25 protein-coding genes are annotated in these 23,932 nt (G+C 34.7%); 9 read left to right on the top strand and 16 right to left on the bottom strand.

Going from position 1 to position 23,932, the window contains the following annotated elements:
* Positions 1 to 41: 41 nt before the first annotated feature.
* Entirely contained in the window at positions 42 to 2,000 is a 1,959-nt protein-coding gene (gene dnaG, locus D778_RS04390) for a DNA primase (RefSeq protein WP_007648041.1), read from the top strand.
* Here dnaG and D778_RS04395 read toward each other — a convergent pair.
* The gene (locus tag D778_RS04395) at positions 1,997 to 2,626 is read right to left on the bottom strand and encodes a response regulator (protein WP_007648043.1); all 630 of its coding nucleotides are present in this window, start codon (positions 2,624 to 2,626) and stop codon (positions 1,997 to 1,999) included. The two genes, dnaG and D778_RS04395, sit on opposite strands and share 4 nt — an antisense overlap.
* A gap of 88 nt (positions 2,627 to 2,714) precedes the next feature.
* Complete coding sequence (nadE, locus tag D778_RS04400) at positions 2,715 to 3,506, bottom strand: NAD(+) synthase (RefSeq protein ID WP_007648045.1); 792 nt, start codon at positions 3,504 to 3,506, stop codon at positions 2,715 to 2,717.
* A 93-nt stretch (positions 3,507 to 3,599) separates the two neighbouring features.
* Between nadE and gldB the strand changes: the two genes are divergently transcribed.
* Positions 3,600 to 4,562: a gliding motility lipoprotein GldB gene (gldB, locus tag D778_RS04405; protein ID WP_007648047.1), complete on the top strand. Its 963-nt coding sequence runs from the start codon at positions 3,600 to 3,602 to the stop codon at positions 4,560 to 4,562.
* A complete protein-coding gene (gene gldC / locus D778_RS04410; RefSeq protein ID WP_007648049.1) occupies positions 4,563 to 4,895 on the top strand; it encodes a gliding motility protein GldC in 333 nt (110 codons plus the stop codon).
* A 45-nt stretch (positions 4,896 to 4,940) separates the two neighbouring features.
* Here the strand turns inward: gldC and aqpZ are convergent, their stop codons facing one another.
* From aqpZ to D778_RS04475, 14 genes are all read right to left on the bottom strand, one after another.
* Positions 4,941 to 5,630 (bottom strand): aquaporin Z, encoded by a 690-nt coding sequence (gene aqpZ / locus D778_RS04415; protein ID WP_007648051.1) that lies wholly within the window; start codon positions 5,628 to 5,630, stop codon positions 4,941 to 4,943.
* Between the two features lie 143 nt (positions 5,631 to 5,773).
* Positions 5,774 to 5,938 carry a hypothetical protein gene (locus D778_RS14600; RefSeq protein ID WP_162138288.1) on the bottom strand — a complete coding sequence of 55 codons (165 nt, stop codon included), beginning with the start codon at positions 5,936 to 5,938 and terminating at the stop codon, positions 5,774 to 5,776.
* Between the two features lie 39 nt (positions 5,939 to 5,977).
* Positions 5,978 to 6,535, bottom strand: coding sequence for a porin family protein (locus tag D778_RS04420; protein WP_007648056.1), 558 nt, complete (start codon positions 6,533 to 6,535; stop codon positions 5,978 to 5,980).
* A gap of 69 nt (positions 6,536 to 6,604) precedes the next feature.
* Entirely contained in the window at positions 6,605 to 7,639 is a 1,035-nt protein-coding gene (locus tag D778_RS04425; protein ID WP_007648057.1) for an HAD family hydrolase, read from the bottom strand.
* Positions 7,640 to 7,660: 21 nt separating this feature from the next.
* Entirely contained in the window at positions 7,661 to 8,203 is a 543-nt protein-coding gene (locus D778_RS04430) for a hypothetical protein (RefSeq protein WP_007648059.1), read from the bottom strand.
* 267 nt (positions 8,204 to 8,470) lie between these two features.
* Positions 8,471 to 9,265, bottom strand: coding sequence for a hypothetical protein (locus D778_RS04435; RefSeq protein ID WP_007648061.1), 795 nt, complete (start codon positions 9,263 to 9,265; stop codon positions 8,471 to 8,473).
* Between the two features lie 895 nt (positions 9,266 to 10,160).
* Entirely contained in the window at positions 10,161 to 10,739 is a 579-nt protein-coding gene (locus tag D778_RS04440) for a DUF4136 domain-containing protein (RefSeq protein WP_007648064.1), read from the bottom strand.
* 102 nt (positions 10,740 to 10,841) lie between these two features.
* Positions 10,842 to 12,119 carry a rod shape-determining protein RodA gene (rodA, locus tag D778_RS04445; protein WP_007648066.1) on the bottom strand — a complete coding sequence of 426 codons (1,278 nt, stop codon included), beginning with the start codon at positions 12,117 to 12,119 and terminating at the stop codon, positions 10,842 to 10,844.
* Positions 12,119 to 13,978 (bottom strand): penicillin-binding protein 2, encoded by a 1,860-nt coding sequence (mrdA, locus tag D778_RS04450; protein ID WP_007648067.1) that lies wholly within the window; start codon positions 13,976 to 13,978, stop codon positions 12,119 to 12,121. The genes rodA and mrdA overlap by 1 nt, the downstream gene beginning before the upstream one ends.
* Positions 13,978 to 14,481 carry a rod shape-determining protein MreD gene (gene mreD, locus D778_RS04455; RefSeq protein ID WP_007648069.1) on the bottom strand — a complete coding sequence of 168 codons (504 nt, stop codon included), beginning with the start codon at positions 14,479 to 14,481 and terminating at the stop codon, positions 13,978 to 13,980. Before mreD ends, mrdA begins: the two co-directional genes overlap by 1 nt.
* A complete protein-coding gene (mreC, locus tag D778_RS04460; RefSeq protein ID WP_007648071.1) occupies positions 14,474 to 15,295 on the bottom strand; it encodes a rod shape-determining protein MreC in 822 nt (273 codons plus the stop codon). Before mreC ends, mreD begins: the two co-directional genes overlap by 8 nt.
* 9 nt (positions 15,296 to 15,304) lie before the next feature.
* The gene (locus D778_RS04465; protein ID WP_007648073.1) at positions 15,305 to 16,333 is read right to left on the bottom strand and encodes a rod shape-determining protein; all 1,029 of its coding nucleotides are present in this window, start codon (positions 16,331 to 16,333) and stop codon (positions 15,305 to 15,307) included.
* A 137-nt stretch (positions 16,334 to 16,470) separates the two neighbouring features.
* Positions 16,471 to 18,003: a bifunctional phosphoribosylaminoimidazolecarboxamide formyltransferase/IMP cyclohydrolase gene (gene purH / locus D778_RS04470; RefSeq protein ID WP_007648075.1), complete on the bottom strand. Its 1,533-nt coding sequence runs from the start codon at positions 18,001 to 18,003 to the stop codon at positions 16,471 to 16,473.
* Between the two features lie 166 nt (positions 18,004 to 18,169).
* The gene (locus tag D778_RS04475; protein ID WP_007648077.1) at positions 18,170 to 18,622 is read right to left on the bottom strand and encodes a GAF domain-containing protein; all 453 of its coding nucleotides are present in this window, start codon (positions 18,620 to 18,622) and stop codon (positions 18,170 to 18,172) included.
* Positions 18,623 to 18,713: 91 nt separating this feature from the next.
* Here D778_RS04475 and xrtF point away from each other — a divergent pair, with 91 nt between their 5' ends.
* The 6 genes from xrtF to D778_RS04505 all read left to right on the top strand — a co-directional run bounded on the left by xrtF (position 18,714) and on the right by D778_RS04505 (position 23,890).
* Complete coding sequence (xrtF, locus tag D778_RS04480; protein WP_051052633.1) at positions 18,714 to 19,262, top strand: exosortase family protein XrtF; 549 nt, start codon at positions 18,714 to 18,716, stop codon at positions 19,260 to 19,262.
* A complete protein-coding gene (locus D778_RS04485; protein WP_007648080.1) occupies positions 19,255 to 19,683 on the top strand; it encodes an exosortase F system-associated membrane protein in 429 nt (142 codons plus the stop codon). The genes xrtF and D778_RS04485 overlap by 8 nt, the downstream gene beginning before the upstream one ends.
* A 68-nt stretch (positions 19,684 to 19,751) precedes the next feature.
* Positions 19,752 to 20,165 (top strand): HYC_CC_PP family protein, encoded by a 414-nt coding sequence (locus tag D778_RS04490; RefSeq protein WP_155949885.1) that lies wholly within the window; start codon positions 19,752 to 19,754, stop codon positions 20,163 to 20,165.
* Positions 20,166 to 20,280: 115 nt separating this feature from the next.
* Positions 20,281 to 22,569 (top strand): TonB-dependent receptor, encoded by a 2,289-nt coding sequence (locus D778_RS04495; RefSeq protein WP_007648084.1) that lies wholly within the window; start codon positions 20,281 to 20,283, stop codon positions 22,567 to 22,569.
* Positions 22,570 to 22,600: 31 nt separating this feature from the next.
* Positions 22,601 to 22,957: a heavy-metal-associated domain-containing protein gene (locus D778_RS04500; protein ID WP_007648087.1), complete on the top strand. Its 357-nt coding sequence runs from the start codon at positions 22,601 to 22,603 to the stop codon at positions 22,955 to 22,957.
* 327 nt (positions 22,958 to 23,284) lie between these two features.
* Positions 23,285 to 23,890 (top strand): hypothetical protein, encoded by a 606-nt coding sequence (locus tag D778_RS04505; RefSeq protein WP_007648088.1) that lies wholly within the window; start codon positions 23,285 to 23,287, stop codon positions 23,888 to 23,890.
* The last annotated feature ends 42 nt before the right edge of the window (positions 23,891 to 23,932 follow it).

Here is a 23,932-nt window from a genome sequence, read left to right on the forward strand (position 1 = left end):
TCAATGTATATTGTAATTTTACAACCTCAAATGTTTTTAAATTGATATCAAAATCCACCATAGATCAAGTGTTTGAAACTGCTCGTGTAGAGGAGGTTATAGGCGATTTTGTACAGCTTAAAAAATCTGGAAGCAGTTTCAAAGGCCTTAGTCCGTTTAGCGATGAGCGATCCCCAAGCTTCATGGTCTCTCCAGTGAAGCAAATATGGAAGGATTTTTCAAGTGGCAAAGGTGGTAACGTGGTGGCTTTTTTAATGGAACACGAGCATTTTACCTATCCAGAAGCCATTAAGTATTTAGCTAATAAATACAATATTGAAGTAGAGGAAACCGAACAAACCAATGAGCAAAAAGAACAGGCAAACGAGCGTGAAAGTTTGTATTTGGTCAGTGAGTTTGCAAGTAGCTATTTTCAAAACATACTCCACAAAACCAATCAAGGTAAAGCCATTGGACTGAGTTACTTTAAGGAACGAGGATTTACCGAAGAAACCATAAAAAAATTCCATTTGGGTTATTCTTTAGACGACTGGCAAGCCTTTACAGACGAAGCCCTGAAAAAAGGTTACAAATTGGAATATCTTGAAAAAACAGGTCTTACCATAGTAAGGGAAGACAAGCGTTTTGATAGGTTTAAAGGTCGTGTCATGTTTCCAATTAGGAGTATGAGCGGACGTGTGCTTGGGTTTGGAGGCCGTATTTTAACCAATGATAAAAAAGCGGCCAAATATTTAAATTCCCCAGAAAGCGACATTTACCATAAAAGCAAAGTGCTTTATGGAATTTTTCACGCCAAACAAAGCATTGCCAAAGAAGATAATTGTTATTTGGTGGAAGGTTATACCGATGTCATTCAATTTCATCAAAGAGGGATTAAAAACGTTGTATCGTCTTCTGGGACAGCCTTAACGCCAGACCAGATTAGGCTTATTAATCGACTAACAAAAAACATTACGGTACTTTTTGATGGCGATGCAGCAGGAATAAGGGCATCCTTGAGAGGAATTGATTTGATTTTGGAACAAGGGATGAACGTAAAAATATGCACTTTTCCAGAAGGTGAAGATCCAGATAGTTTCGCCAAACAAAACACCCTTGAAGAGCTCACTTTATATCTGGAAGAACACGCGCAGGATTTTATTCAGTATAAAGCATCCATGTTATTTGAAGCTTCTAAAAACGATCCTATAAAGAAAGCAGAAACCGTTCGGGATATCGTAAATAGTATTTCCAAAATTCCAGATAGGATTAAGCGTGAGATTTATATCCAGGAATGCTCCAAGATCATGCAAATTAGCGAAGATGTACTTTATAGTACCTTGGCACAATCTTCAAAAAAAGATTTACAAGAAGCCAACAAACAATTTAAAGAGGAGCAAAAAGCCTTTGATGTTATAAAAAATCAGCAACCAAAGCCTAAGGTAGATGTGCAATATGAATTGGAACGTAAAATTATCCAAATCTTATTGCTTTATGGAAACAGAACCGAAGATTTTGAGGATTTGATTTTAAAGGAAAACGATAAAAATGAATTGGTTTTAGAGCCTGTGGTGCATCGAGCAAAAGTATTTGAAAAAATATTTTTGGACCTTCAGGAAGACGAGATGGAATTTACCAATTTAAAATTTAAAGGACTATATTATAAAATTATAGACACCTTAAATCAAAATCCCGATTTTGCTTTGGAAAATTTTGTTAACGATGTGGATGCCGATGTGGCCACAGAAATGACTACCATTTTAATGGAGGACGAACGTTATACCTTGTCCAATTGGCATACAAAAAATATTTTTCCAAAAGAAAAAACAGATACCATAGCGCAATTGGTAAATGAAACCATCTTGAATTTAAGATGTTTTTTAATCAGTAAAAAAATAGACGAATTAAGCCAGGAGACCAAAGGGAATATAGAAATACAGTATAAAGAGATTTTGGAAGAGGTTGTTGGTTATAAAAAATTGGACAATTTACTGTCCAGAAAATTAAATAAGGCACTTTAAAATTCCATCAACTTGGCTCTATTGATCAAATCTACAATATTATCAACGTGTAGTTTTTTCATCAACCTGGACTTATAGGTGCTTACAGTTTTTTCGTTTATTTCCAATTCTTGGGCAATTTCTTTATTTTTCTTGCCTACAGAAATCAATTTCAACACTTCTATTTCTCTGGTTGACAGTTTTTTATAAGTTGATTTGGTTGATTTGTGAATGCCTTTTGCAAATGCTAATTGACTGGCAAGGTTGTTACTTAAATACGTTTCCCCAGCAGCTACTTTTTCTATGGCTTCCTTAATGGTGATTATATTGGCTGTTTTGGATAAATAACCAAAAGCGCCAGCTTTTATGGTGTTTACAGCGTAGATTTCTTCAGGTTGCGAAGAAAACATTAGCACTTTGATATTTGGGTGTTCTTTTGATAAACGCCTTAAAGCAGTGATGCCATTAAGCTTTGGTAAATCTATTTCAGATAAAATTACATCTGCTTTCTCCTGTTTTAGAAAATCGAATATAGCTTCGCCATTGCTAATTCCTCCAACAACTTTAATGTCTTTGGAAGCAACAAACAAAAGTTCGATACCTTTTCTAATAATTGGATGACTATCAACAACCAACAGTTTTATCATCTTAAAAAGTTTTAAATATTAAGACTGTTGAGGCAAAAAAGTGAATCATGTTTAGTAAAGATAGTAAAATTCTTTCAAATATTAATAATTATTGCTTTAAATTATTAGGAATCATGCAAATAGGAATGGGGTTCATTTTGTGCTTGTTGGCTGTGTTCAAGCGTTTATAAATTTTAAAAACCTCTTTTTGCCTATCCTCAAAATCGCTTTCTGTTTTATGTTCTTCAACCATTTTCATGGCCCATTCCAGTTCTGGGTACGAAGCACCTATTTGGTCTTCGTCGCTTCTGGCATCACCAAATAAGCCATCGCTTGGTGCAGCTTTCATAATGGATTCTGGCACGTTTAAAATTTCAGCTAATTCATATACTTCAGATTTCAATAAATCGGCAATGGGACTCAAATCAACACCTCCATCTCCATATTTGGTATAAAAACCCACTCCAAAATCTTCAATTTTATTGCCAGTTCCTGCAACCAACAATTTTTTCAATCCGGCGTAATAATACAAGGTGGTCATTCTTAAACGAGCTCTGGTATTTGCCAAAGCCATATCCACAATGGCTTGCTCACCATCCAAAGATACTTCGGTTTTAAACTCTTCAAAAACGGGTGTTAAATCGGTTCTTAAATCGCTAACATTATTATAATTGGCTTTAAGTTGTGCAAGGTGTTCCTGAGCTCTTGTTACATGGCTTGTAGCTTGATGAATGGGCATTTCTAGGCAAAGGACTTCCAAACCTGTTTTTGCACAAAGGGTTGAAGTGACTGCAGAATCAATACCTCCGGAAATACCTACAACAAAACCGTTTACTTTGGCGTTTAAGGCATAATCTTTAAGCCATTTTACTATGTGATGAACCACTTTTTCTGTTTGCATTTTAAACGTATTTTAAACAAAGTACCTTACCTTTGCCCAACAAAAGTAAAAGAAACACCTAATTAATAAAAATTAACAACCTATTAGTTTTTTATGAAGAATTTTAGTTTACTGATATTTCTGTTTGTAATTGTATTTTCTTGTAAGAACGACAACAAGATTGAAAAGGAGATTGCCAAGATAGACGTTGATTTTATTGTGGAGAGGTTTGATAAGGCTTTTGGAGAAACAACACCAGAAAATCTGGCAGAGACCAAAATAGCCTATCCATTTATGTTTTCGGAAAAATATCCGGACTCTTTTTGGATCGCGAAAGTAAACGACACCTTGCAACAGCAATTAACACAAGAAACAGCTCGTGTTTTTCCAGAGTTGAAGCAAGAAAAAGAAGAAATCATACAGCTTTTTCAGCATCTTGAATACTATTTTCCAGAATTTAAGACACCTCGAGTGGTCACTACTACCTCCAATGTGGATTATAGAAATAAAGTGATCGTGACAGATACCATTGTTTTAATTTCCTTGGACACCTATTTAGGGAAGGACCATGAATTTTATCAAGGCATTCAAAAGTACTTGAGGGAAAACTTCTCCAAAGACCAAATGGTGGTGGATTTGGCAGCTGCTTATGCAGAGAGGTACATCTATCAAAAACCACCAAAATCATTATTGGACGAAATGATTTATTACGGGAAACAACTTTATTTTAAAGATGTGGTCATTCCTTTTAAAACAGATGCCGAAAAAATAGGTTATACGCAAGACCAATTGGATTGGGCAGCAGCAAACGAAACAGAGATTTGGCGCTATTTTGTTGAGAAAGAGCTTTTGTTCAGTACAGATTCCAAACTTCCCAACAGGTTTATAAATCCAGCTCCGTTTTCTAAGTTTTATTTGGAGGAAATAGATACTGAATCCCCTGGACAGATAGGAAGATATATGGGTTGGCAGATAGTTAGGGCTTATATGGCCCATAACGAGGTGTCCTTGAAGGATATGCTGCAAAAAGAACCCACAGAGATTTTTAATAATTCAAATTTTAAACCTAAAAAATAAATGGCAAATACAACTTCTACCATAGAGCTTAAAGTAGAATTAGACGACAATAGGATTCCAGAGAAATTGCTTTGGACAGCCGAAGATGGAGGCATAAACAACGAAGAGGCCAAAGCCATGTTGCTTTCTGTTTGGGACAGTAAAGCACAAGAAACCTTACGGATTGATCTTTGGACCAAAGATATGCCTGTGGATGAAATGAAATTGTTTTTTCATCAAACCCTTGTGGCCATGAGCGATACTTTTCATAGAGCTACCCAAGATGAAAAAATGACAGCTACCATGAAAGACTTTTGCGATTATTTTGCCGAAAAACTAGAGCTTAAAAAATAAGAGGATTGTAAAAAAACAATCCTCCAATGGTTTTTAAACTTTCATTTAATCGGTATTTGGAGCTAGATATTTATAAAGCAATCCTGCTAAAATAGCTCCAACTATTGGGGCTATCCAAAACAACCATAATTGTCCCATGGCCCAATCTCCAATAAATAAAGCCTGACTGGTGCTTCTAGCTGGATTTACAGATGTGTTGGTAACCGGAATGCTAATTAAGTGGATTAAAGTGAGTGCCAAACCTATGGCGATACCTCCAATTCCAGGAGAAGCATTTCTGTGGGTGGCACCAAGAATCACAATTAGAAACATAAAGGTCATAACAATTTCCGTTACCAAAGCAGAAGTCATGTCGTAACCCATTGGTGAATGTTCTCCATAACCATTGGCTGCAAATCCATCAGCCAGGCTAAAGCCATCGTTTCCACTGGCAATAACATATAGGATGCCAGCACCTGCAATACCACCAAGTACTTGGGCAATAATGTAACCAGGTAGTTCTTTACCATTAAAACGGCCTCCCATCCATAACCCAATAGAAACAGCAGGATTAAAATGGGCGCCTGAGATATGGCCTACAGCATAAGCTCCTGTTAATACAGTTAAACCAAATGCAGCTGCCACACCTGCAAACCCAATACCTAGTTCTGGAATTCCTGCAGCAAGCACAGCACTTCCGCAACCTCCCAGTACCAACCAGAAGGTTCCAATAAATTCAGCTAAAAGTTTTTTCATATTTTCAATGATTAGTTAGTAATTAAATGATATGTAGTTAATTAGATTGAAGGTAAAAAAAAATTTAAAGTTTTTAATAAAAATAATGGTAGTATGGAATGGAATTTTTTTTAAGATTAAAAACTATTCTAAAGCAAATTGTTTTAATGGGTTTTTAGGGTTCCATTATAAACACGGATTCTTAAAATAAAATCGCTTGAACTGTTGTTGGTTTCAGTGTTGTTTTTGGTTTCATTAAAGATTAAGTAGAGTTCAAACTTCCAATCGTTCTTCAATTTATAACCCAATCTAGGCGAAATTCTTACCAAATCGTTAAAACGATCGGATTTTTTTAAATTTAAAAATATCTAAAAACTCATGGGAATGTATAAGCCATTAGTGAATTTAACCACATGTTTTTTCCAATTCAGTTCGGTAGAAATCCGGTATCTTAATCGGTAACCAGCTGTCCAACCAGAGTTGTTAAATGTATTTTGAAACCGTTCTTCCAAACGTACATAGTTAATAAGATCAATGCCTTTAAGGGTGGGAATGCTAAATTTAAACCCTTGAGAGAGTCTGAATTCTAAGTTATCGTCTGCATCATAATTTTGGGTGTAGATAATTCCAGCACCCAACATAAACGACTCTATAAAGGGTTTTTCCAGATTTACAATACCCAAACTTTTTTTGTGAAGGAGATTGATGTGAGAAAGTACCAAAAATCTATTGAACACATTGGGAGATATTTTTCTAAAACCTATTTGTGTGATTAAAACCTTCAAACTGTCTATGTTGTTATTAAAATTGTAATCCAACCATAGCTGTTGGTTTACTTTTACGTCTTGATCTTTACTAAAATCTTGGGCCTTAACATGAAAGCTTAACAAAACAATCCAAAACAAATAAAGAAATTGATGTTTCATTACACTTTCAAATCTCAAGAAATAACCTTTAAATTTACTGTTATTTAACCAAATGGGTTACATCGCTTCTCATTCCTTTTGAAAAGGGTAAATGGTTTTCCAATCGTTTTTCATGTCTATAATGGTCCAACCTTTTTCTAAGGCCTCATCCAAACCTTTGTTGAATTGCCCTATATGTGATTCCCTGTCGTAGGCCCATTCCCTGTCTGCATCTGTATGATGTAAATATAGCTGAAAGGATTTGTATGGGTTTGAATCTGTCCATTGCATCATTTGTAAGTCGCCATCGGAATTTCCAGAAGCAAAAACAGGCTTTCTTCCTATAAATTTATTTATACCAACGGGTTTTCCTGCTTTATCGTCTATAAAATCAATTTTTGATAAACGTCTTATAACTGGGGCTCCATTGTTATAATCATATTCGGTAGCGATACTGCTTCCAACTACTTGATCTTTGGGAATGCCGTAAGCTTCTTCAACCCAAGGCCTCATAAATTCTATGCCTCCACCAGAAACTATAAAGGTTTTAAAATCGTTGGTTCTTAAATAGTCTAAAAGTTCTAACATAGGTTGATAGATTAATTGGTTATAGGGTTTGTTGAATCTTGGATGCTGGGCAGTTTCCAACCAATTTTTCACCAACAGTTCAAATTCATCTGTGGTTATACCAGCATGTGTTGCCATGATCAACTCCATAATCCCCTTTTCACCTGAAGCGATCAATGTTTTCATGTCATTTTCCAATACCGCTTTAAAAGGCTGTTTGTTCTGCCATTCTGGATGGTCTTTTGCAAGTTCTTTTACCCGATCCATAGCAAAGAACAACTGGAAATAAGCTGGTTGTTCGGACCATAAATTGCCATCATTGTCAAAGGTTGCTATTCTGTCTATTTCTGGAATAAAATTGGCACTTTCTTTATTGGTCACATCTTTGATATAATCTATAATGGCTGCTTTGGTTTTGCCTTCGTTCCATGAAGGAAGAGGATCTATTTTAAAGCTGGTAGTATCCTTGACCACAATTTCCACTTGCTTGTTTTCAGATTTTTTCAAACAACCTGTTAAAAGCAAAAAACTAATGCTTAGAATGGCAATATTTTTCATGGTTTTTTTATTTAAATTAAGTTAAAATTTTCGAGCAATACCTATACCCAAAGAGAATGAATTGTAGGCACTGAATTTTATGTCGTTTGTAATGTTGCTCACAAGTTCCCAGTTTTCGTGAAATGGATAACCGTATTCTATTCCTAGACGCAATAAGGCAAAATTTTCTTCTTTTGAAAATTCCCCACCAAGTCCCAATAAAGCAGAAAAGTTTTTGCAAAATTTATAAGAGCCAACAATGGCTGGAGCTATAGGGGAACTGCGTTCTACCATGTTGTTCTCTTCAGAAAATGTTTCCACTGTAAAATCCTCAATAACAATGTCTGTATGGAGTCCGATAGCCCATTTGTCATTTATTTCATAATTGTAATTGAGTTCAAAAGACGGAGCAGATATCCATGTTTTTTCTCCATTCTCATTTAGCGCTTCTTGAATTTGCGTGTGTGCCAATAAGAACTGAATGGAATGGTGTTTTTCTTCTGAATTTGTATTTTCTTGTGCTTTAGAAATATTGGGAATATATATAAAGACAAATAAAAGAAAATTGAAAACAGTTTTTTTCATTGGTTGGTTTTGTCTTTTAATGGGTTAGGATTAAAATTAAACTTTTTAATGAAGCTGTCAAAAGAAAATTTTAAGCTTTATCAAAATTGATATACTAAAACACTAAAGACATTTTAGAAATATCTTTAGTGTTAGTTCGTGACGTGCTTTTCTTTTTTTTTATTGAATCTAAAAACGCCATGTCTCTTTAACATCAATCATGATTTTTTTTTTAATATATCTATCAACGATCATCCTCATGGTTAATATTGCTGTAGTTTGATGATTTTATTTGTATTTCAGAATAAAAGTTGCTTGAGCCTGAATCAACCAATCGGCATCTGTGGGATGAGCTATAAATTTATACACACCTGCTTTTACATTTATGGGTAGGTATCTATTGTGAGTGATCAGTTTTCCGGCACCAACTCCCAAAGGAATGGTCCATTGATTGTTGTTTGTGGCATTCCAATCAGCCGTAATGTTTGGATTGGAATACAGGTACCAACCATTCTTTAAATTTTTGGATAGTAGAATCTGTGTGTATAGGTAATTGACATTCTGAGCATTGCTAGGGCCAGCAACGGAAAAGTAATTTTGTAATATTAGGCCATAGGTTAGGCCATTGCTTTGTTTTAAAGCTGCCAGAGAAGGTCCGATGGAAAATTTTTCAAAGCCCAATCCTTCTATGCCTGTAGGCAACATAAGGGCAGGACCAGCTCCCCAAGAAAAACTGCCTTCTTTTGCAGGTGTAATGGTTCCAGTGAACATGACATTTCCAACCCCATTGCTATAGCTTGATGTTGTGGGAACATTCATAAATGGAACAAAGGCACGTGTAATCAACAACCAGTTCTCTGTAAGTCTTACAGGAATTACAGCTTGTAAGTTAAGGATGTTGGAATTCTTGTTGTTAATGGGTAGATTATAATCCAAAGGAATGCTTGCCATGTTGGCAATGGGGTTTTGAATTTTATCCTGTAAACTTTTGCCGTCTTCAGGATCTGCACTTGTTCTGTTCTCTTGTGCCATTAAAGGAATTGCAACCAGCATGGCAAACGCACATAGAAATTGTCTTTTCATGAGTTGATAGGTTTAAAATGAAACAAATAATTTGCTATCAATCAGACTAAAAGTGTGTTTTAGGGAGAACGGTTGTCAAGAATAAAGATACTTAAAAAAGTTTTTTAAATAAATTAAATAAGAAATATTAATTATTCAATGCCACCTGGCTTAAAAAGATGTATTATTTTTTAAAATTATTCTAGTATTGGCTATTAAGTATAAAGTAAATTTAACTCCATAGGTAGTATTTGGGTTGTGTATTTAACCATAACAAATTATTTTGCAAAAATATTTTTATGGTTTTCCTAATATACAGGTTAATTTTATGATGCTTATTTCCATCTTTTTTTGCATTTAATCGATAAGATTTATATTACAAAGTCTTACAAATTAACATTGCCAATTTTTACTACCTCACTTCATACAGTTGCATATTGAATTAGGCTTCTTAAAGTTGCCTAAAGACTGTTTACATAGTGGTGATTTTTTAGTATAATACACTAGCAAAAAATTAGTTCTTGGAGAAGCAAACGGTGTTGCAATGTTGTTTTTATTTAACAGTCAACATGCACTGTCTTTGCTTTCAGGTTAATTGTTTTTGATTTCAATTTTATGGACCTATATTAGGTTTAGAAAATGTTACGTTTATATAAAAGTGTATGTCATTTTATTTAGGTATCAAACTTATTGATTAAATTGTATAAAATGAACACTGTTAATTGTATACCATAAAGAATTAACAAAAATGGTAAAAGGAAACTAGCTTCTTTAGATTTAGGAAATATGACCCTAAAAAAGTTGGAAATTAAATGTTAAAAGAGCATTTTAATACTACCAATGGATTTAAAAATGTCTAAACAGTAAAATAAGGATTCATATACATTTGATATGGAAAAGTGGGTATATGATGCGTTTATTTTTTAATGGGGTCAACAGGGAATCTTTTCATAAGTTTTTTAATGTTCTTGGGAATGGATTTCTCTCTTTTTTCTGATTTTTCTTGAACTTCAGTGGTCATGTCTCCTTGCCATATTAATTTTTTTTGTGCGGTATCATACAGGTCAATAACAATAGTGCCTTCTCTGTATTCATTTTCACTAAGAGATGTAGAGGCACTACCAACACCTCCATAAATACCTCTTCCAAACCCCCATCGTCCAGCATAACCCAATCCACCATTAAAGTTGGTATATGCTGTAATGTTAGATTTATTCTTTATAACTAAATATAGTGTTACTGTGGCATCGCCATTTGCATCTACCAGTTTAATGCCTCTAGAGTTAAATTCGTTTGTTAAAGCATCTGTGATTCTTTTTTTGTCGAAATCGTTTAAAATTTTGTCACTTTCTTTTTCCCAGCCTCCAAAGCTAACTGTTTTATATTTTTTGAAATCTGTACTTTTATCATAGTCACTGTTTACTTGTGCAATACTGTTACTTGTAAAAATGAATATTGTGACTAGGATACCGAATGTATTGAATAGATTTTTCATAAAATGTTACTGTGTAATGATATATAGATGATTAGTATTGAAAAATAAAGGTAAAAAAAAATCTTAAAATATCGTTTTATAATAAATGGAGTAATTAAATTTTTACCACTCATTAATTCTATTGGAATCCAGTTTAATAAAAATAAACAATAAAATAGTAAAGCCCCAAAGTCCTGAGCCACCATAGCTAAAGAAAGGTAACGGAATTCCAATGGTTGGTATCAATCCCATAACCATGCCTATATTAATCATGAAATGGAAAAAAAGTATGGATGCCACACTGTAGCCATAGACACGACTAAATTGTGACTTTTGTAGTTCGGAAAGGTGCAAAATACGGAGTAATAACAGGACAAAAAGCACTACTACAAAAGTGGTACCAGCAAAACCCCATTCTTCGCCAACTGTACTGAAAATGTAATCAGTATGCTGTTCTGGAACAAATTTTCCTGTAGTTCTAGTGCCTTCCAAAAACCCTTTGCCAGTTAAACCTCCAGAGCTTATGGCTTTTTCAGATTCGTAGAGATTGTATAAAATATCCCTTCTCATTTGGGCAATTTTATCAGGATCTTTTTCCAGTCTTAACCACAAGCTTATTCGGTCTTGTTGATGAGGTTGCAGAATGTTTTGATAGAAAAATTTAATCCCAAAACTTAAAACCAAACAGGTTGCAATAGCAAATAGGGTTTGTAGTATTCGAGGTTTTTTTCTTCTTGTAAAGTGATAAGCCAAAATTAAAATGGTAAAGACAATTCCAGTGATCGTGGCTCCAAACTTTAATGAACTTACAGAAATAAATATAAGCAACAGACTTAGTGTCAAGTAAATTTTAGGCAGTCCTTCCCTGTAAAAAACAAAAAAGAAAGACGCGTACACAACGGTACTTCCTGCATCGTTTTGAAGTAAAATTAAGATAGCTGGAATAGCTATAATTATAAAGGCTTTAATTTGGTCTTTAAAATTTTTTATATCTGTTTGTAAATCGCTTAAAAACTTTGCAACAGCAAGAGCTGTTGCAGCTTTGGCAAATTCACTGGGTTGAATGGTCATACCACCAATGGCATACCAAGAGGTAGCACCATTTACATTTTTTCCGGCAATAAACAAACCAACCAATGACAACATGGAGACAATGTAAATAATACTTGAGAAACGTTCATAAAATTTTGATTCTATGGAAAGAATAAGAATAATCAATAAAACCGTTAAGGCTATAAACATCAACTGCTTGCCATAAGGTTGGGAAAAATCAAAATAATCAATGGTTTCCCCAACATGAGAAGCAGATAAGATGTTTAGCCAACCAAAACCAACAAGCAGTAAAAATATGATGATGGTGATCCAATCGAACCTAAAATGTCTATTTGTCTCTCTATACATTAGTTGTTAATTGTAAACGGTTTTCCAGAATACGGCTTGGCATATTCTTCCTCCAAGCTTTTATCTAAAACCATTTGTTCCATTTGTTTCAATGTCACTTCGCCCTTTAAATATTTTTCTATCATCAAACTAGCTATTCTACCAGCCCAACGTGCGCCATAATAACCATTTTCAACAAAAACGGCTAAAGCTATTTTAGGGTCGTCTTTTGGAGCAAAGGCTATAAAAATGGAATGGTCTGTTAATTGGGTTCTTTTGCCGTCTATAATAGTGAAATTTTCTGCTGTTCCGGTTTTTCCACAAACATCTATCCCTGGAACTTTTAAAAACCAAGCTGTTCCGTTGTTGTACACATCAAAAAGTCCTTGAATTACGGGATCAAAATGTTTTGGATCTATTGTGGTTTGGTTTTTTGTGGTGTATTTTTTGTCTATAGGTTTTCCTTCTATATGTTTAATAATATGTGGTGTGTAGTAATACCCTTTATTGGCAATGGCAGCTGTGGCATTGGCCAGTTGTATTGGTGTTACTAAAACCTCTCCTTGACCAATGGAGTTGGAGATAATGGTGGTGGCTCCCCAATTAAAATCTGGATACCATTTATCGTAATAGGCACCATCAGGAATATTCCCCTTTTTTCCTATGGCTAAATCGTAACCCAAAAAATTTCCAAATCCAAAACTTTTCATATGGTCACTCCATATATCCATAGCTTTTCCAGCATCTGGATATAAATCAATATTTTTTCTAAAGGCGTTGGCAAAATAGGAATTACAAGATTTAGCAATCCCTAAAACCAAATCCCTTTTTCCACCACCACAATGGCAACCCATGGTACCTCTTCTTCCATAGTGATAAACACCAGAACAAAAAAGAGTGGTTTCAGGTGTGATGGCATGTTCCTGCAAAGCCACCAAAGAAACAAACACTTTAAATGGCGAACCAGGTTCGTGCATACGCAAGAGTCCTCTGTCAATTAAGGGTCTGTTAATTGTGTCGTTGTAAAGCTTAGTGAAATTTCTGGAACGTTGTCTTCCAACCAATAAATTAGGATCGTAGGTTGGCGCAGATACCAGTGCCAATATTTCTCCAGAACTTGGTTCAATAGCTACAATGCCACCATGTTTTTTTTGCATTAAACGCTCGCCATATTCTTGCAAATCGGCATCAATGGAAATGGTAATGTCCTTCCCTTGTTGAGGTACTGTATCGTATATGCCATCTTTATAGGGGCCAATGTCTCTGTTAAATCTATCTTTTTGAATAAACTTTATCCCTTTAACACCTCTAAGCTCCTCCTCGTAAGACAGTTCCACGCCTTGTTTTCCAATCAAGTCTCCCATGTTGTAGTATGGATCGTTGTCTATTTGGTACTGTGTCGCTTCGGCAATATAACCCAATACATTGGCTCCAATGGTTGTTTGGTAGTCTCTTAATGAACGCTTTTGAATATAAAATCCTTCATATTTCCTCATTTTCTCTTGGAGTGCTGCATAATCTTCTTTTGACAACTGAGGCACAAAAACAGAGGGTAATCTAGGGGAATAATGGTAAGCTCTATTATAAATTTTTTTGAATTGTTCAATATCGATTTTAAGTAACGAACAAAATTCCAAGGTGTCCAGGGGTTTTACCTCGCGAGGAATCACCATCACATCATATGAAGGTTGGTTGGCCACCAAAAGTTTGCCATTTCTATCGTAAACAAAGCCACGCTTAGGGTAATCGTACACTTTTCTTATGGCATTATCATCGTAGAGACTGTGTTCTTCGGCATTATAAACCTGAAGGTAAAACAATCTCGCTATAAAGCTCACGCCTACAAGAATAATGGTAATAAAAAGTAATAGTTGTCTCATTAATTTCTCCTGCTAAAGATAATGGTTGTCAATAAACATAATATAATAGTAAATATACTGGAGAATAACGTGTTTTGAAGGATTAAAATTATCTTATAAAAGTTAAAAAATTCCAATGAGAATAAAATAAAATGATGAATTAAGGTCAAAATGGCAATATAGGTAAGTTTGGATCCAAACTCCACATTGCCAAATTTCATGGTTTGATGATCGTAAACGGCTCCAAATGAAAACTTTAATATAAAAGGCCTAATAAAAGCTATGGTCACAGATGCTGCAGCATGAACACCTCCAGAATCTAAAAAGGTATCAATGGTCAAACCCAATAAAAAACTGACAAGAATAAAAATAACCCGATTGTTTTTTAAAGGATACAATAAAATGAACAAAATGTATAAATACGGATTTATATAACCTAAGAAGTTGATATGGCTCAGTACCAAAACCTGCAATAATGCCAAAATAATAAACCGAAAGGTATGGGTAAATACAATACTATTCATTGGTGTTGTTTATTAAGGCATTTATTTCTTCGGCATCTTTATTTTCTATAACATACACGTGTTCCAAACTTGTCATATCGTTAAACAAACGTACATGAATGATGTAGTAATTTTGGGAAGCATCCAAGGTGTAACTGTCTATGGTACCAATAGGTATGTCTTTAGGGAAAATGGAAGATCTACCAGAGGTTATAATGGTATCTCCAGCCGTAATTGGAGCGATTTTCGGGATTTCTGTAAGTTGAACCAAATAGGGCGATTTGCCATTCCATACCAAAGAACCAAAATGATTCGATTTTTTTAACTTGGCACTAATTCGGCTATTGGTGTTCAAAACCGAAATAACCGTAGCATATTTTTTACTGGTATTATCCACAATGCCTACCAGGCCTTTTGGTGAAATTACACCAAAATCTTGTTTGATGCTATCTCTATTTCCTCTATTGATCAATAACACATTGTTGTTGGAAGAGTAGCTGTTTTTTATAACTACTGCAGGAGAAAACTTGTAGGAAACCCCAGAATAAACCGTATCCACAAAAGTTTTGTTAATGGAATCCGTTTTGTTGTACAAAAGCGACTTTAATTGATTGTTTTCTTGCTGAAGAAGCTCGTTTTGCTTTCTCAGGTGCATGTATTCACTAACATTGTTTACTGAATTGTAAATACCTCCAGACAAAAAATTGGCCGAATTAATAAATTTACTTTTATGATATGAATGCGATTGAATGGTAAACACCATGGCAATTGAAAACAACAATAAGTATAACAAAAACGATTTGTTTCTTATTATGAAGTTTATAATTTGCTGCATGTGTTAGGGCTATTTTATCAATATGCTTTTGTATTTAGGTAAGTTTTTAAGGGTTATTCCTGTACCACGAACAACAGCTCGTAACGGGTCTTCTGCAATGTAAACAGGCAAATCGGTTTTTTGGGACAAACGCTTGTCCAACCCTCTTAACATCGATCCACCACCAGCTAAATAAATACCAGTATTGTAAATGTCTGCTGCCAATTCTGGAGGTGTTTGGGACAAGGTTTCCATAACAGCATCTTCAATACGCAAAATGGATTTATCCAAGGCTTTAGCAATTTCCCTATAAGAAATGTTTACTTGTTTTGGTTTCCCTGTTAATAAATCACGTCCTTGAACGCTCATATCTTCTGGTGGAAGTTCCAAATCTTCAGTTGCTGCACCAATCTGGATTTTTATTTTTTCGGCAGTACGCTCTCCAACATATAGGTTGTGCTGTGTGCGCATGTAATAAATAATATCATTGGTAAACACATCTCCAGCAATTTTAACCGATTTATCACAAACAATACCTCCTAAGGCCAAGACAGCAATTTCTGTGGTTCCACCACCTATATCCACAATCATGTTTCCTTTTGGCTGCATAATGTCCACACCAATACCAATAGCTGCTGCCATAGGTTCGTGAATTAAGTAAACCTCTTTACCATTAACGCGTTCGGCACTTTCTTTTACGGCTCGCATTTCCACTTCTGTAATTCCAGAAGGAATGCAAATAACCATACGTAAGGCTGGGGTAAAGAATTTCTTTTTTAGGGCAGGAATGTTTTTTATAAACATGCTAATCATCTGCTCACTGGCATCAAAATCGGCAATAACCCCATCTTTAAGAGGTCTAATGGTTTTAATGTTTTCGTGTGTTTTTCCTTGCATCATGCTGGCTTCCTTACCAACAGCAATTATTTTTCCAGAAATTCTATCTCGCGCAACTATAGAAGGACTATCTACAACCACTTTATCGTTATGGATAATAAGTGTATTTGCAGTTCCTAAATCTATTGCTATTTCCTCGGTTAGGAAGTCAAAAAATCCCATGCGTTACAGTCGTTTATTTGAGGTTTGTTAATCTAATCTTGTAAATGTAATAAAAGTTATGCAATTATTATCTTCGGTTGTCTTTTTGATTGTCATTATTCGATGAGATACGCTATCTTAAATTAGGTATTCTCAATTTAGTGTTTAAAATGGCGTGTTCCAGTCATCACCATCGTTAAGTTGTGTTCATTACAATAATCAATGCTTAGTTGGTCTTTAATGGAACCTCCAGGTTGAATTACTGCTGAAATTCCTGCATTATCTGCAATTTCCACACAATCTGGAAACGGAAAAAACGCATCACTGGCCATCACAGCCCCTTTTAAATCGAAATTAAAGGATTGTGCTTTGTGTATGGCTTGATTTAAAGCGTCTACACGACTGGTTTGCCCTGTTCCACTAGCACATAATTGTTTGTTTTTTGCCAAAACGATGGTGTTCGATTTGGTGTGTTTGCAAATTTTTGATGCAAAAATCAAATCTTCTAACTCCCTTTTGGTTGGTTTATTGTTTGTAGCATAAGATAAATCTGTAACTGTATCGGTTTTGTGGTCCCTATCTTGAACCAATACACCATTTAAACAGGTCCTTACCGTGGTTTGAGGCAACTGGATGTCTTTTAAAATCAGTAAAATGCGATTCTTTTTACCTTTTAAAACAGTAGCTGCTTCCGAAGTAAACGAAGGTGCTATAACCACTTCGCAAAATAACTTATGGATCTCCTCGGCTGTCGCTAAATCAATTTCAGAATTGCTGATCAATATGCCACCAAAAGCAGAAACAGGATCGCCTGCCAAAGCGGCTTGATATGCTTCCAAAACAGTTTCCCTTTGTGCAAATCCACAAGCATTGTTGTGTTTTAAGATGGCAAAAGTTGGTGCTTCGCCTTTAAACTCGTTCATTAAATTTACGGCTGCATCTACATCCAACAAGTTGTTATAGCTTAATTCCTTGCCATGAAGCTTGGTGAAAATGTCATCGAAATTTCCATAGAAAAACCCTTTTTGATGTGGATTTTCGCCATAACGTAATACTTGACCTTGAGTTTCGCTAATTTTTAGACTGGCAATGTCTTGATTGCTGTTGAAATAATTGAAAATGGCCGAATCGTAATGAGATGAAACATTGAAAGCCTTGGCAGCAAAACGCTTTCTGTCTGCTTCAGAAGTGTCTCCGTTTTTGGTTTGAAGTAATTCCAAAAATTCTTTGTAATCTTCAACGGAAGATACGCAAACCACATCTGCATAGTTTTTGGCAGCAGCACGAATTAATGAAATCCCACCAATGTCAATTTTTTCTATAATGTCTTGGTTGCTGGCTCCAGAGGCCACTGTTTTTTCAAAAGGATATAGATCCACAATAACCAAATCGATTTGTGGAATTTCAAAATCGACCAACTCTTTGGCATCACTGTCATTGTTTTGACGGTTTAAGATACCTCCAAACACTTTTGGGTGTAAGGTTTTAACACGGCCACCAAGAATAGAAGGATAAGAGGTTACCTCTTCTACAGGAACCACTGGAATCCCTAAATCCTGAATGAATTTTTCTGTGCCACCAGTGGAATAAATAGTGACATTTTGTTGATGTAGTTGCTTTACAATTGGTTCTAATCCGTCTTTACTGAAAACAGAAATTAAAGCCGATTTAATGGTTTTGTTGTTGCTCATTTTAGTTGTGTTGTGTGTCTGGAACATTCTTGATGAAGCAATTAGCTCACGGAGAATGTTAGTTGTTTTTTATGACTGCAAAAGTAGGTATTTCAATCAAAAAAAACCTAGGTTAGGGTCGCTAAAAACATGAGATTTTTCAACTTAAATGAAAAGTTGTTAACAACTATAGTATGGATGCCACTTTCTCACAAACAAATTCCAAAAAACGTTCGTCCTCCTCGCTAAACGGATCAGGTGTGTTGGAGTCGATGTCTATTTGTCCTATGTTTTCTCCGTTTACAAAAATAGGGATTACAATTTCAGCTTTAACAGTGATGCTACAAGCAATGTAGTTGTCTTGAGCAGAAACATCAGGAACCACAAAGTTTTTGTTGCTTACAGCTACTTGACCACAAATACCTTTCCCAAAAGGAATGATGATGTGGTCTGTGGGTTCACCTACATAAGGTCCCAGTTTAAGTTCGTTTTTGTCGCCATTTTTAAAGTAAAAACCAACCCAGTTGTAATGTGGAATATGAGCTTCCAAAAGTTCACAAATGTTTTTTAAACGCTCGTTAACTGGCTTTTCGGAAGAAATGATAGTTTCTATTTGAGGTTTTAGTGATGTAAAAGTCATTTTTAAGAAAATTTTCAGCAAAAGTATTTAAAAAGCTAGTCTTGTAAGACTTAATTTGTATAATTTTAACGAGAGAAACAACAAATTTCAATTGAAAGACTTATTAAAAAAATATAAATCTGTTATCACATTTATTTTCACCTTTTTATTGGTGTATACCGTGTTGACGTTTGCTTATAAGCTGTATCTGCAATATGGTTCCAGTGACGTTTATTATCCTGACTACATGACAAATTTGGTAGCCAAACAAAGTAAGGAGTTACTGGAGACCCTTGGGTATCACGCGCAGGTAATTCCTCATCCAGACGAGTCTTCCATGAAATTAATTATCAATAACAAATATGTGGCTCGAGTGATAGAAGGTTGTAATTCGGTTAGTGTTATCATCCTTTTCGCGTCTTTCATCATTGCATTTACAGGAAAATTTAAAACCACCTTTTTTTATCTGTTGGCTGGAAGCGTGTTGATTTATGTGGCCAATTTGGTACGTGTGGTAATTTTATCTGTAGGTCTGTATCACTACCCTTGGCGAAAGGATGTTTTGCACACGGTTATTTTTCCGGCTATTATTTATGGAATGGTGTGTTTGCTTTGGTTATTTTGGGTAAATAGGTTTTCTAATCCCAAAAAGCATGAATAAGGGTTTTAAATACATAGCATTTTTTGTATTGGTTGGCTTGTTGGTCTTAATAAGGGTTTTTGAAGAACAATTGTTTTACGATCCCTATTTGGCTTTTTTTAAAAACGATTATTTATATATAGACTCTCCAAGACAAGAAGTGTTTAAGCTGGCAGCATTTACAACACTTAGGTATGTTTTGAACACGGTTATCTCACTTGGTATTTTGTTTGTGCTTTTTAAGGATTTAAGCATTATTAAGTTTTCGGTTTTAGTCTATGCTTTGGCATATGTGGTGTTTATGTCTCTGTTTTTATATTTTGTAATTCACCCAAAACAGGAAGATTATTATTTGTTTTTTAATGTGAGACGTTTTTTAATTCAACCTTTGATAGCCTTGTTGCTCATTCCAGCATTTTATTACCACAAACAACGATTGTAAATGTTAATCCTTTGAAAAAATGATTTGTTTCAGATGCTTTTTTTATAAATTTGCATCGAAATAGAATGATGATAAAAGCAATTCTACATAAAACCTTTTCAGTGACTATGTCTTGCTTGGTATTGTTTTCAACCTTGTCCTTTACAGTTGAAAAACACTACTGTGGTAATCATTTGGTAGATGTAGCTATTTTTACCAAAGCAGAAAATTGTGGCATGGATCTGGAAGCCTTTGCAACTGCCAATTTTGAAAAAAAACATTGCTGTAAGGATGAAATCCAGGTTGTTAAAGGGCAAGATAAATTAAAGAAATCTTCCTTTGAAGACTTGCAGTTGAAACAACAACTCTTCTTAAGTGCTTTTATTTGTTCTTTTATTAATTTATACGAAGGTTTACCAGAACAGGTAATTCCTCATAAAAATTACTCTCCTCCCAATCTGGTTGCAGATATACATGTACTGGATCAGGTTTTTTTGATTTGATATATAGATTTTTAACATTCCCTTTACTTATGTGTTAAACAGTAAGGGAACTTATGCTGTCTATCGCTTTTGCGAAATGATGAAATAAAAATCTTTTTCAAACAAAATTTTAATAATGAAAAACCTATTTATTAGAAAATATCCAGCAGCTTTTGTTGGTTCTATCAATATAAAAATTGCCCTATTATTGATTTTAATTCCTGTTTTTTCTTTTTCACAAGAGAAATTAAAGGGGATGATCATGGAAGTGAACGAAGAAAGTAAACACGTACCTGTTGCAGGCGCCAATGTATATTGGCTAAACACAACGGTTGGTGCCATTACAGATTTTGAAGGAACATTTACCATTCCATATAAACCAGAGTACAAAAAACTAGTGGTGAGTTTTGTAGGATATAAAACAGATACACTAACGGTTAAAAATACAGATCACATCCACCATATATTACAATCCACAAGCAGTTTGGATGAAGTGGTTGTGACCTCTAGGAAGCAAGCAACTGCAAAATCTTATTTGGCTTCACAAAATATTATGACGGTAAGTAGCGACGAGCTTTTAAAAGCAGCATGCTGTAACCTCTCTGAGAGCTTTGAGACCAATCCTTCCATAGATGTAAATTTTGCTGATGCTGTTTCTGGAACCAGACAAATTAAAATGTTGGGATTAACCAGTCCCTACATCTTGATCACTACCGAAAATATTCCTTCCATTCGAGGAGCTTCTCAAGCCTATGGCTTAAGTTTTATTCCAGGAACCTGGGTAGAAAGCATACAAATTACCAAAGGAGGAGGAAGTGTGGTAAATGGGTATGAAAGCATTGCTGGACAAATAAACACCGAATTGGTAAAACCTAAAACCGATAATTCCTTGTTTGTAAACTTGTATGCAGGAAGTAACGAAAGGTTGGAGCTAAACACCCATTTAAACACTAATATCTCCGAAAAATGGGACACTGGTTTGTACATTCATGGAAACACTCATAATAAAAAACACGATGTGAATGACGATGGTTTTCTGGATATGCCTATCTATAACCAAATCAATATCATGAATCGTTGGCAGTATACCAATCCAGAAAAAGGTTTGGTAAGTTTTTTTAATGTGAAATATTTAAATGATAGTAAACAAACTGGAGAACTTGATTTCAATCCAGATACCGATAAGTTAACCACAAATGCTTGGGGAAGCGAAATAGATACCCAACGTTTTGAAGCTGCTGTAAAATTGGGTTATGTTAATCCAGAGATTCCTTATCAAAGCATCGGGTTTCAAAGTGCCTTTAGTTGGCATGAGCAGGATTCGTATTTCGGACTTAATATTTACAACATTATCCATAATAGTTTGTATGCAAATGCCATGTATAACTCCATTATTAGCGACTCCAGACATAAAATTAAAACGGGTTTAAGCTATACTTACGATCATTACAACGAATTGGTGAATACTACCAATTATGAAAGAACAGAAGCATCCATTGGTGGTTTTTTTGAGTATAATTACGATAATTTGGATAAATTGAATGTCACAGCTGGTGTGCGTATAGACAACCATAATTTACTTGGGGTTTTTATAACACCAAGATTACATGCCAGATATACACCTTGGGAAAAATCGGCAATAAGGGCTTCCATAGGAAGAGGGAAACGCAGTGCCAATATTTTCACAGAAAACCAAAGCATGTTTGCAACATCCAGACAAATCAACATCTTAAGTTCTGGAGGGAATATTTATGGTTTGGATCCGGAAATTGCCTGGAATTATGGCGTCTCTTTTTTGCAAGGATTTAATTTGTTCGGTAGAAAAGGTGATGTAACCTTGGATTTTTATAGAACCGATTTTCAAAATCAAATTGTGGTAGATTATGAAAACCCACAAGGTGTAGGCTTTTATAATCTAGATGGGGAAAGTTATGCCAATAGTTTACAATTGGAGTTTAACTACAATGTCTTTACCCATTTTGATTTGCGATTGGCTTATAAATATTACGATGTAAAAACCCAATACACTTCCGGAAAATTGGAAAAACCCTTAACACCACAACACCGTTTGTTTGCAAACGCATCTTATGAAACTAAAGCGCAGGAAAAAGGAGGTAAATGGAAGTTTGATGCAACCTATAATTGGTTGAGTAAACAACGTTTTCCATCAACGGTTTCTAATCCAGTAGCATATCAAGTACCTGCTTATTCACCTACTGTAGGCACTTTGAACGCACAAATTACAAAAGTGTTTTCTCCAAAATTTGAGATTTACGTTGGAGGTGAAAATATTACAAATGTTAAGCAGGAAAATGCTATTTTAGCACCAAACGACCCTTTTGGTTCGTATTTTGATACCACATTTGTGTATGGTCCCATTTTTGGGAGCATGTATTATACAGGGTTGCGATTTAAAATAGAATAACAAAAACAATATAAATTTAAAACCAAATAACATGAAAAAATTAGGAATATTAGTAGTGATGCTTGTGAGCATGACAGCCTTTTCACAAAACAAAAATGCCAGAGCAACTATGGAGGTAGATGGCGTTTGTAACATGTGTAAAGAGCGTATTGAAAAAGCGTGTATTAAAACCAAAGGGGTTAAATCGGCTGTGTGGAACGTAAACACACACGAATTAAAACTGATTTATGATGAAAATAAAACCGATTTAAAAACCATTGAAAACAATATTGCAGCAGTTGGTCATGATACCAAAAATGTAACTGCAACAGATGAAGCGTACAACAGTGTACACGATTGTTGTAAGTATCGGGATGAAACTGTGGTAGATGACCATAAAGACGAATAAAAAACAGAACAAACCTCTAAAAAGAAGCCTAACTTAGATTTGGGCTTTTTTTTTAGGGAAAAACTTTTAAAAATAATACCATATGGACAAGAAATTAATTTATTCGGGAAACTCACAAGTTTTAGTGTCAGGAATTAAAAAATATTATAGATGAAGCAGGTATTGCATATTTTGAAATTAATAAATCTGATTCTTCTTATCCCGGAATTATTGGTCAGATTGAGGTTTTAGTTGATAAAACGGATGAAGTAAAAGCCAAATTGCTTATTAAGCATATTATAAATTTGTAATTGTTTAAATTGTAACTTTAAAAACCAGCCAAATCCCATGAAAAAACTATTTTTTATTCTATTTTGTTTGTTGTTTTCAAACACTTTTGCTCAAACTAACTTTATATTAACTGTTAACAATCAATCTCAAGAGATTTCCTTAGATACAGATTATGAGTTTAAAGTAGATGGTAAAGCCATACAAATTTCAGTAAAAGAAAAAGACACATTATTATATAACGATTCTTTTTATAATTTTAAATATTCAAAAAAGCACAAGATTTCTAAAGTAAAACTTGATGAAGGCATTGAGCAAATTGTGCTTATGACAGCAGTCGGTTCGGGCATCATTATTCAAAAATACGATTCTTTTGACCCTACAATGTTGCAAGAAATGATGCTAAATGAAGTTACTAAAGAGAGTGTTAATTACGGTTATACTTTAGAGAGAAAAGATTACGATAGAACTTTAAAATCTGGAGATGAACTTGGAGTACTTAAAGCCAAATTAAAGTATAAAGGAGAATTCGAGATTTACGAAGTATCGGCTTTAGGCAAGAAAGATGAAGGGATTCTTATCATGACTATGAACTTAGGAGGGGATGAAGATAATGAAGGGGAAGAGATGATAAATCTTTTATGGAACACGTTAAGTGTTAAATAGTTCTCTATAAATGAAAAAAAACGCCTCAATTTTTGAGGCGTT

The organism is Xanthomarina gelatinilytica (assembly GCF_000348685.1).
GTDB classification, from domain to species: Bacteria; Bacteroidota; Bacteroidia; order Flavobacteriales; family Flavobacteriaceae; genus Xanthomarina; species Xanthomarina gelatinilytica.

What these genes read in the sequence shown, in the direction of transcription:
- D778_RS04395 (WP_007648043.1), bottom strand. Translation starts at nt 2,626, where the DNA reads ATGATAAAACTGTTGGTTGTTGATAGTCATCCAATTATTAGAAAAGGT.
- D778_RS04505 (WP_007648088.1), top strand. Translation starts at nt 23,285, where the DNA reads ATGAAAAAACTATTTTTTATTCTATTTTGTTTGTTGTTTTCAAACACT.
- gldC (WP_007648049.1), top strand. Translation starts at nt 4,563, where the DNA reads ATGGCAAATACAACTTCTACCATAGAGCTTAAAGTAGAATTAGACGAC.
- nadE (WP_007648045.1), bottom strand. Translation starts at nt 3,506, where the DNA reads ATGCAAACAGAAAAAGTGGTTCATCACATAGTAAAATGGCTTAAAGAT.
- D778_RS04430 (WP_007648059.1), bottom strand. Translation starts at nt 8,203, where the DNA reads ATGAAAAAAACTGTTTTCAATTTTCTTTTATTTGTCTTTATATATATT.
- mrdA (WP_007648067.1), bottom strand. Translation starts at nt 13,978, where the DNA reads ATGAGACAACTATTACTTTTTATTACCATTATTCTTGTAGGCGTGAGC.
- D778_RS04435 (WP_007648061.1), bottom strand. Translation starts at nt 9,265, where the DNA reads ATGAAAAGACAATTTCTATGTGCGTTTGCCATGCTGGTTGCAATTCCT.
- D778_RS04490 (WP_155949885.1), top strand. Translation starts at nt 19,752, where the DNA reads ATGATAAAAGCAATTCTACATAAAACCTTTTCAGTGACTATGTCTTGC.
- purH (WP_007648075.1), bottom strand. Translation starts at nt 18,003, where the DNA reads ATGAGCAACAACAAAACCATTAAATCGGCTTTAATTTCTGTTTTCAGT.
- D778_RS04440 (WP_007648064.1), bottom strand. Translation starts at nt 10,739, where the DNA reads ATGAAAAATCTATTCAATACATTCGGTATCCTAGTCACAATATTCATT.
- mreC (WP_007648071.1), bottom strand. Translation starts at nt 15,295, where the DNA reads ATGCAGCAAATTATAAACTTCATAATAAGAAACAAATCGTTTTTGTTA.
- D778_RS04485 (WP_007648080.1), top strand. Translation starts at nt 19,255, where the DNA reads ATGAATAAGGGTTTTAAATACATAGCATTTTTTGTATTGGTTGGCTTG.
- gldB (WP_007648047.1), top strand. Translation starts at nt 3,600, where the DNA reads ATGAAGAATTTTAGTTTACTGATATTTCTGTTTGTAATTGTATTTTCT.
- mreD (WP_007648069.1), bottom strand. Translation starts at nt 14,481, where the DNA reads ATGAATAGTATTGTATTTACCCATACCTTTCGGTTTATTATTTTGGCA.
- D778_RS04495 (WP_007648084.1), top strand. Translation starts at nt 20,281, where the DNA reads ATGAAAAACCTATTTATTAGAAAATATCCAGCAGCTTTTGTTGGTTCT.
- D778_RS04475 (WP_007648077.1), bottom strand. Translation starts at nt 18,622, where the DNA reads ATGACTTTTACATCACTAAAACCTCAAATAGAAACTATCATTTCTTCC.
- rodA (WP_007648066.1), bottom strand. Translation starts at nt 12,119, where the DNA reads ATGTATAGAGAGACAAATAGACATTTTAGGTTCGATTGGATCACCATC.
- D778_RS04465 (WP_007648073.1), bottom strand. Translation starts at nt 16,333, where the DNA reads ATGGGATTTTTTGACTTCCTAACCGAGGAAATAGCAATAGATTTAGGA.
- D778_RS04420 (WP_007648056.1), bottom strand. Translation starts at nt 6,535, where the DNA reads ATGAAACATCAATTTCTTTATTTGTTTTGGATTGTTTTGTTAAGCTTT.
- D778_RS04425 (WP_007648057.1), bottom strand. Translation starts at nt 7,639, where the DNA reads ATGAAAAATATTGCCATTCTAAGCATTAGTTTTTTGCTTTTAACAGGT.
- D778_RS04500 (WP_007648087.1), top strand. Translation starts at nt 22,601, where the DNA reads ATGAAAAAATTAGGAATATTAGTAGTGATGCTTGTGAGCATGACAGCC.
- aqpZ (WP_007648051.1), bottom strand. Translation starts at nt 5,630, where the DNA reads ATGAAAAAACTTTTAGCTGAATTTATTGGAACCTTCTGGTTGGTACTG.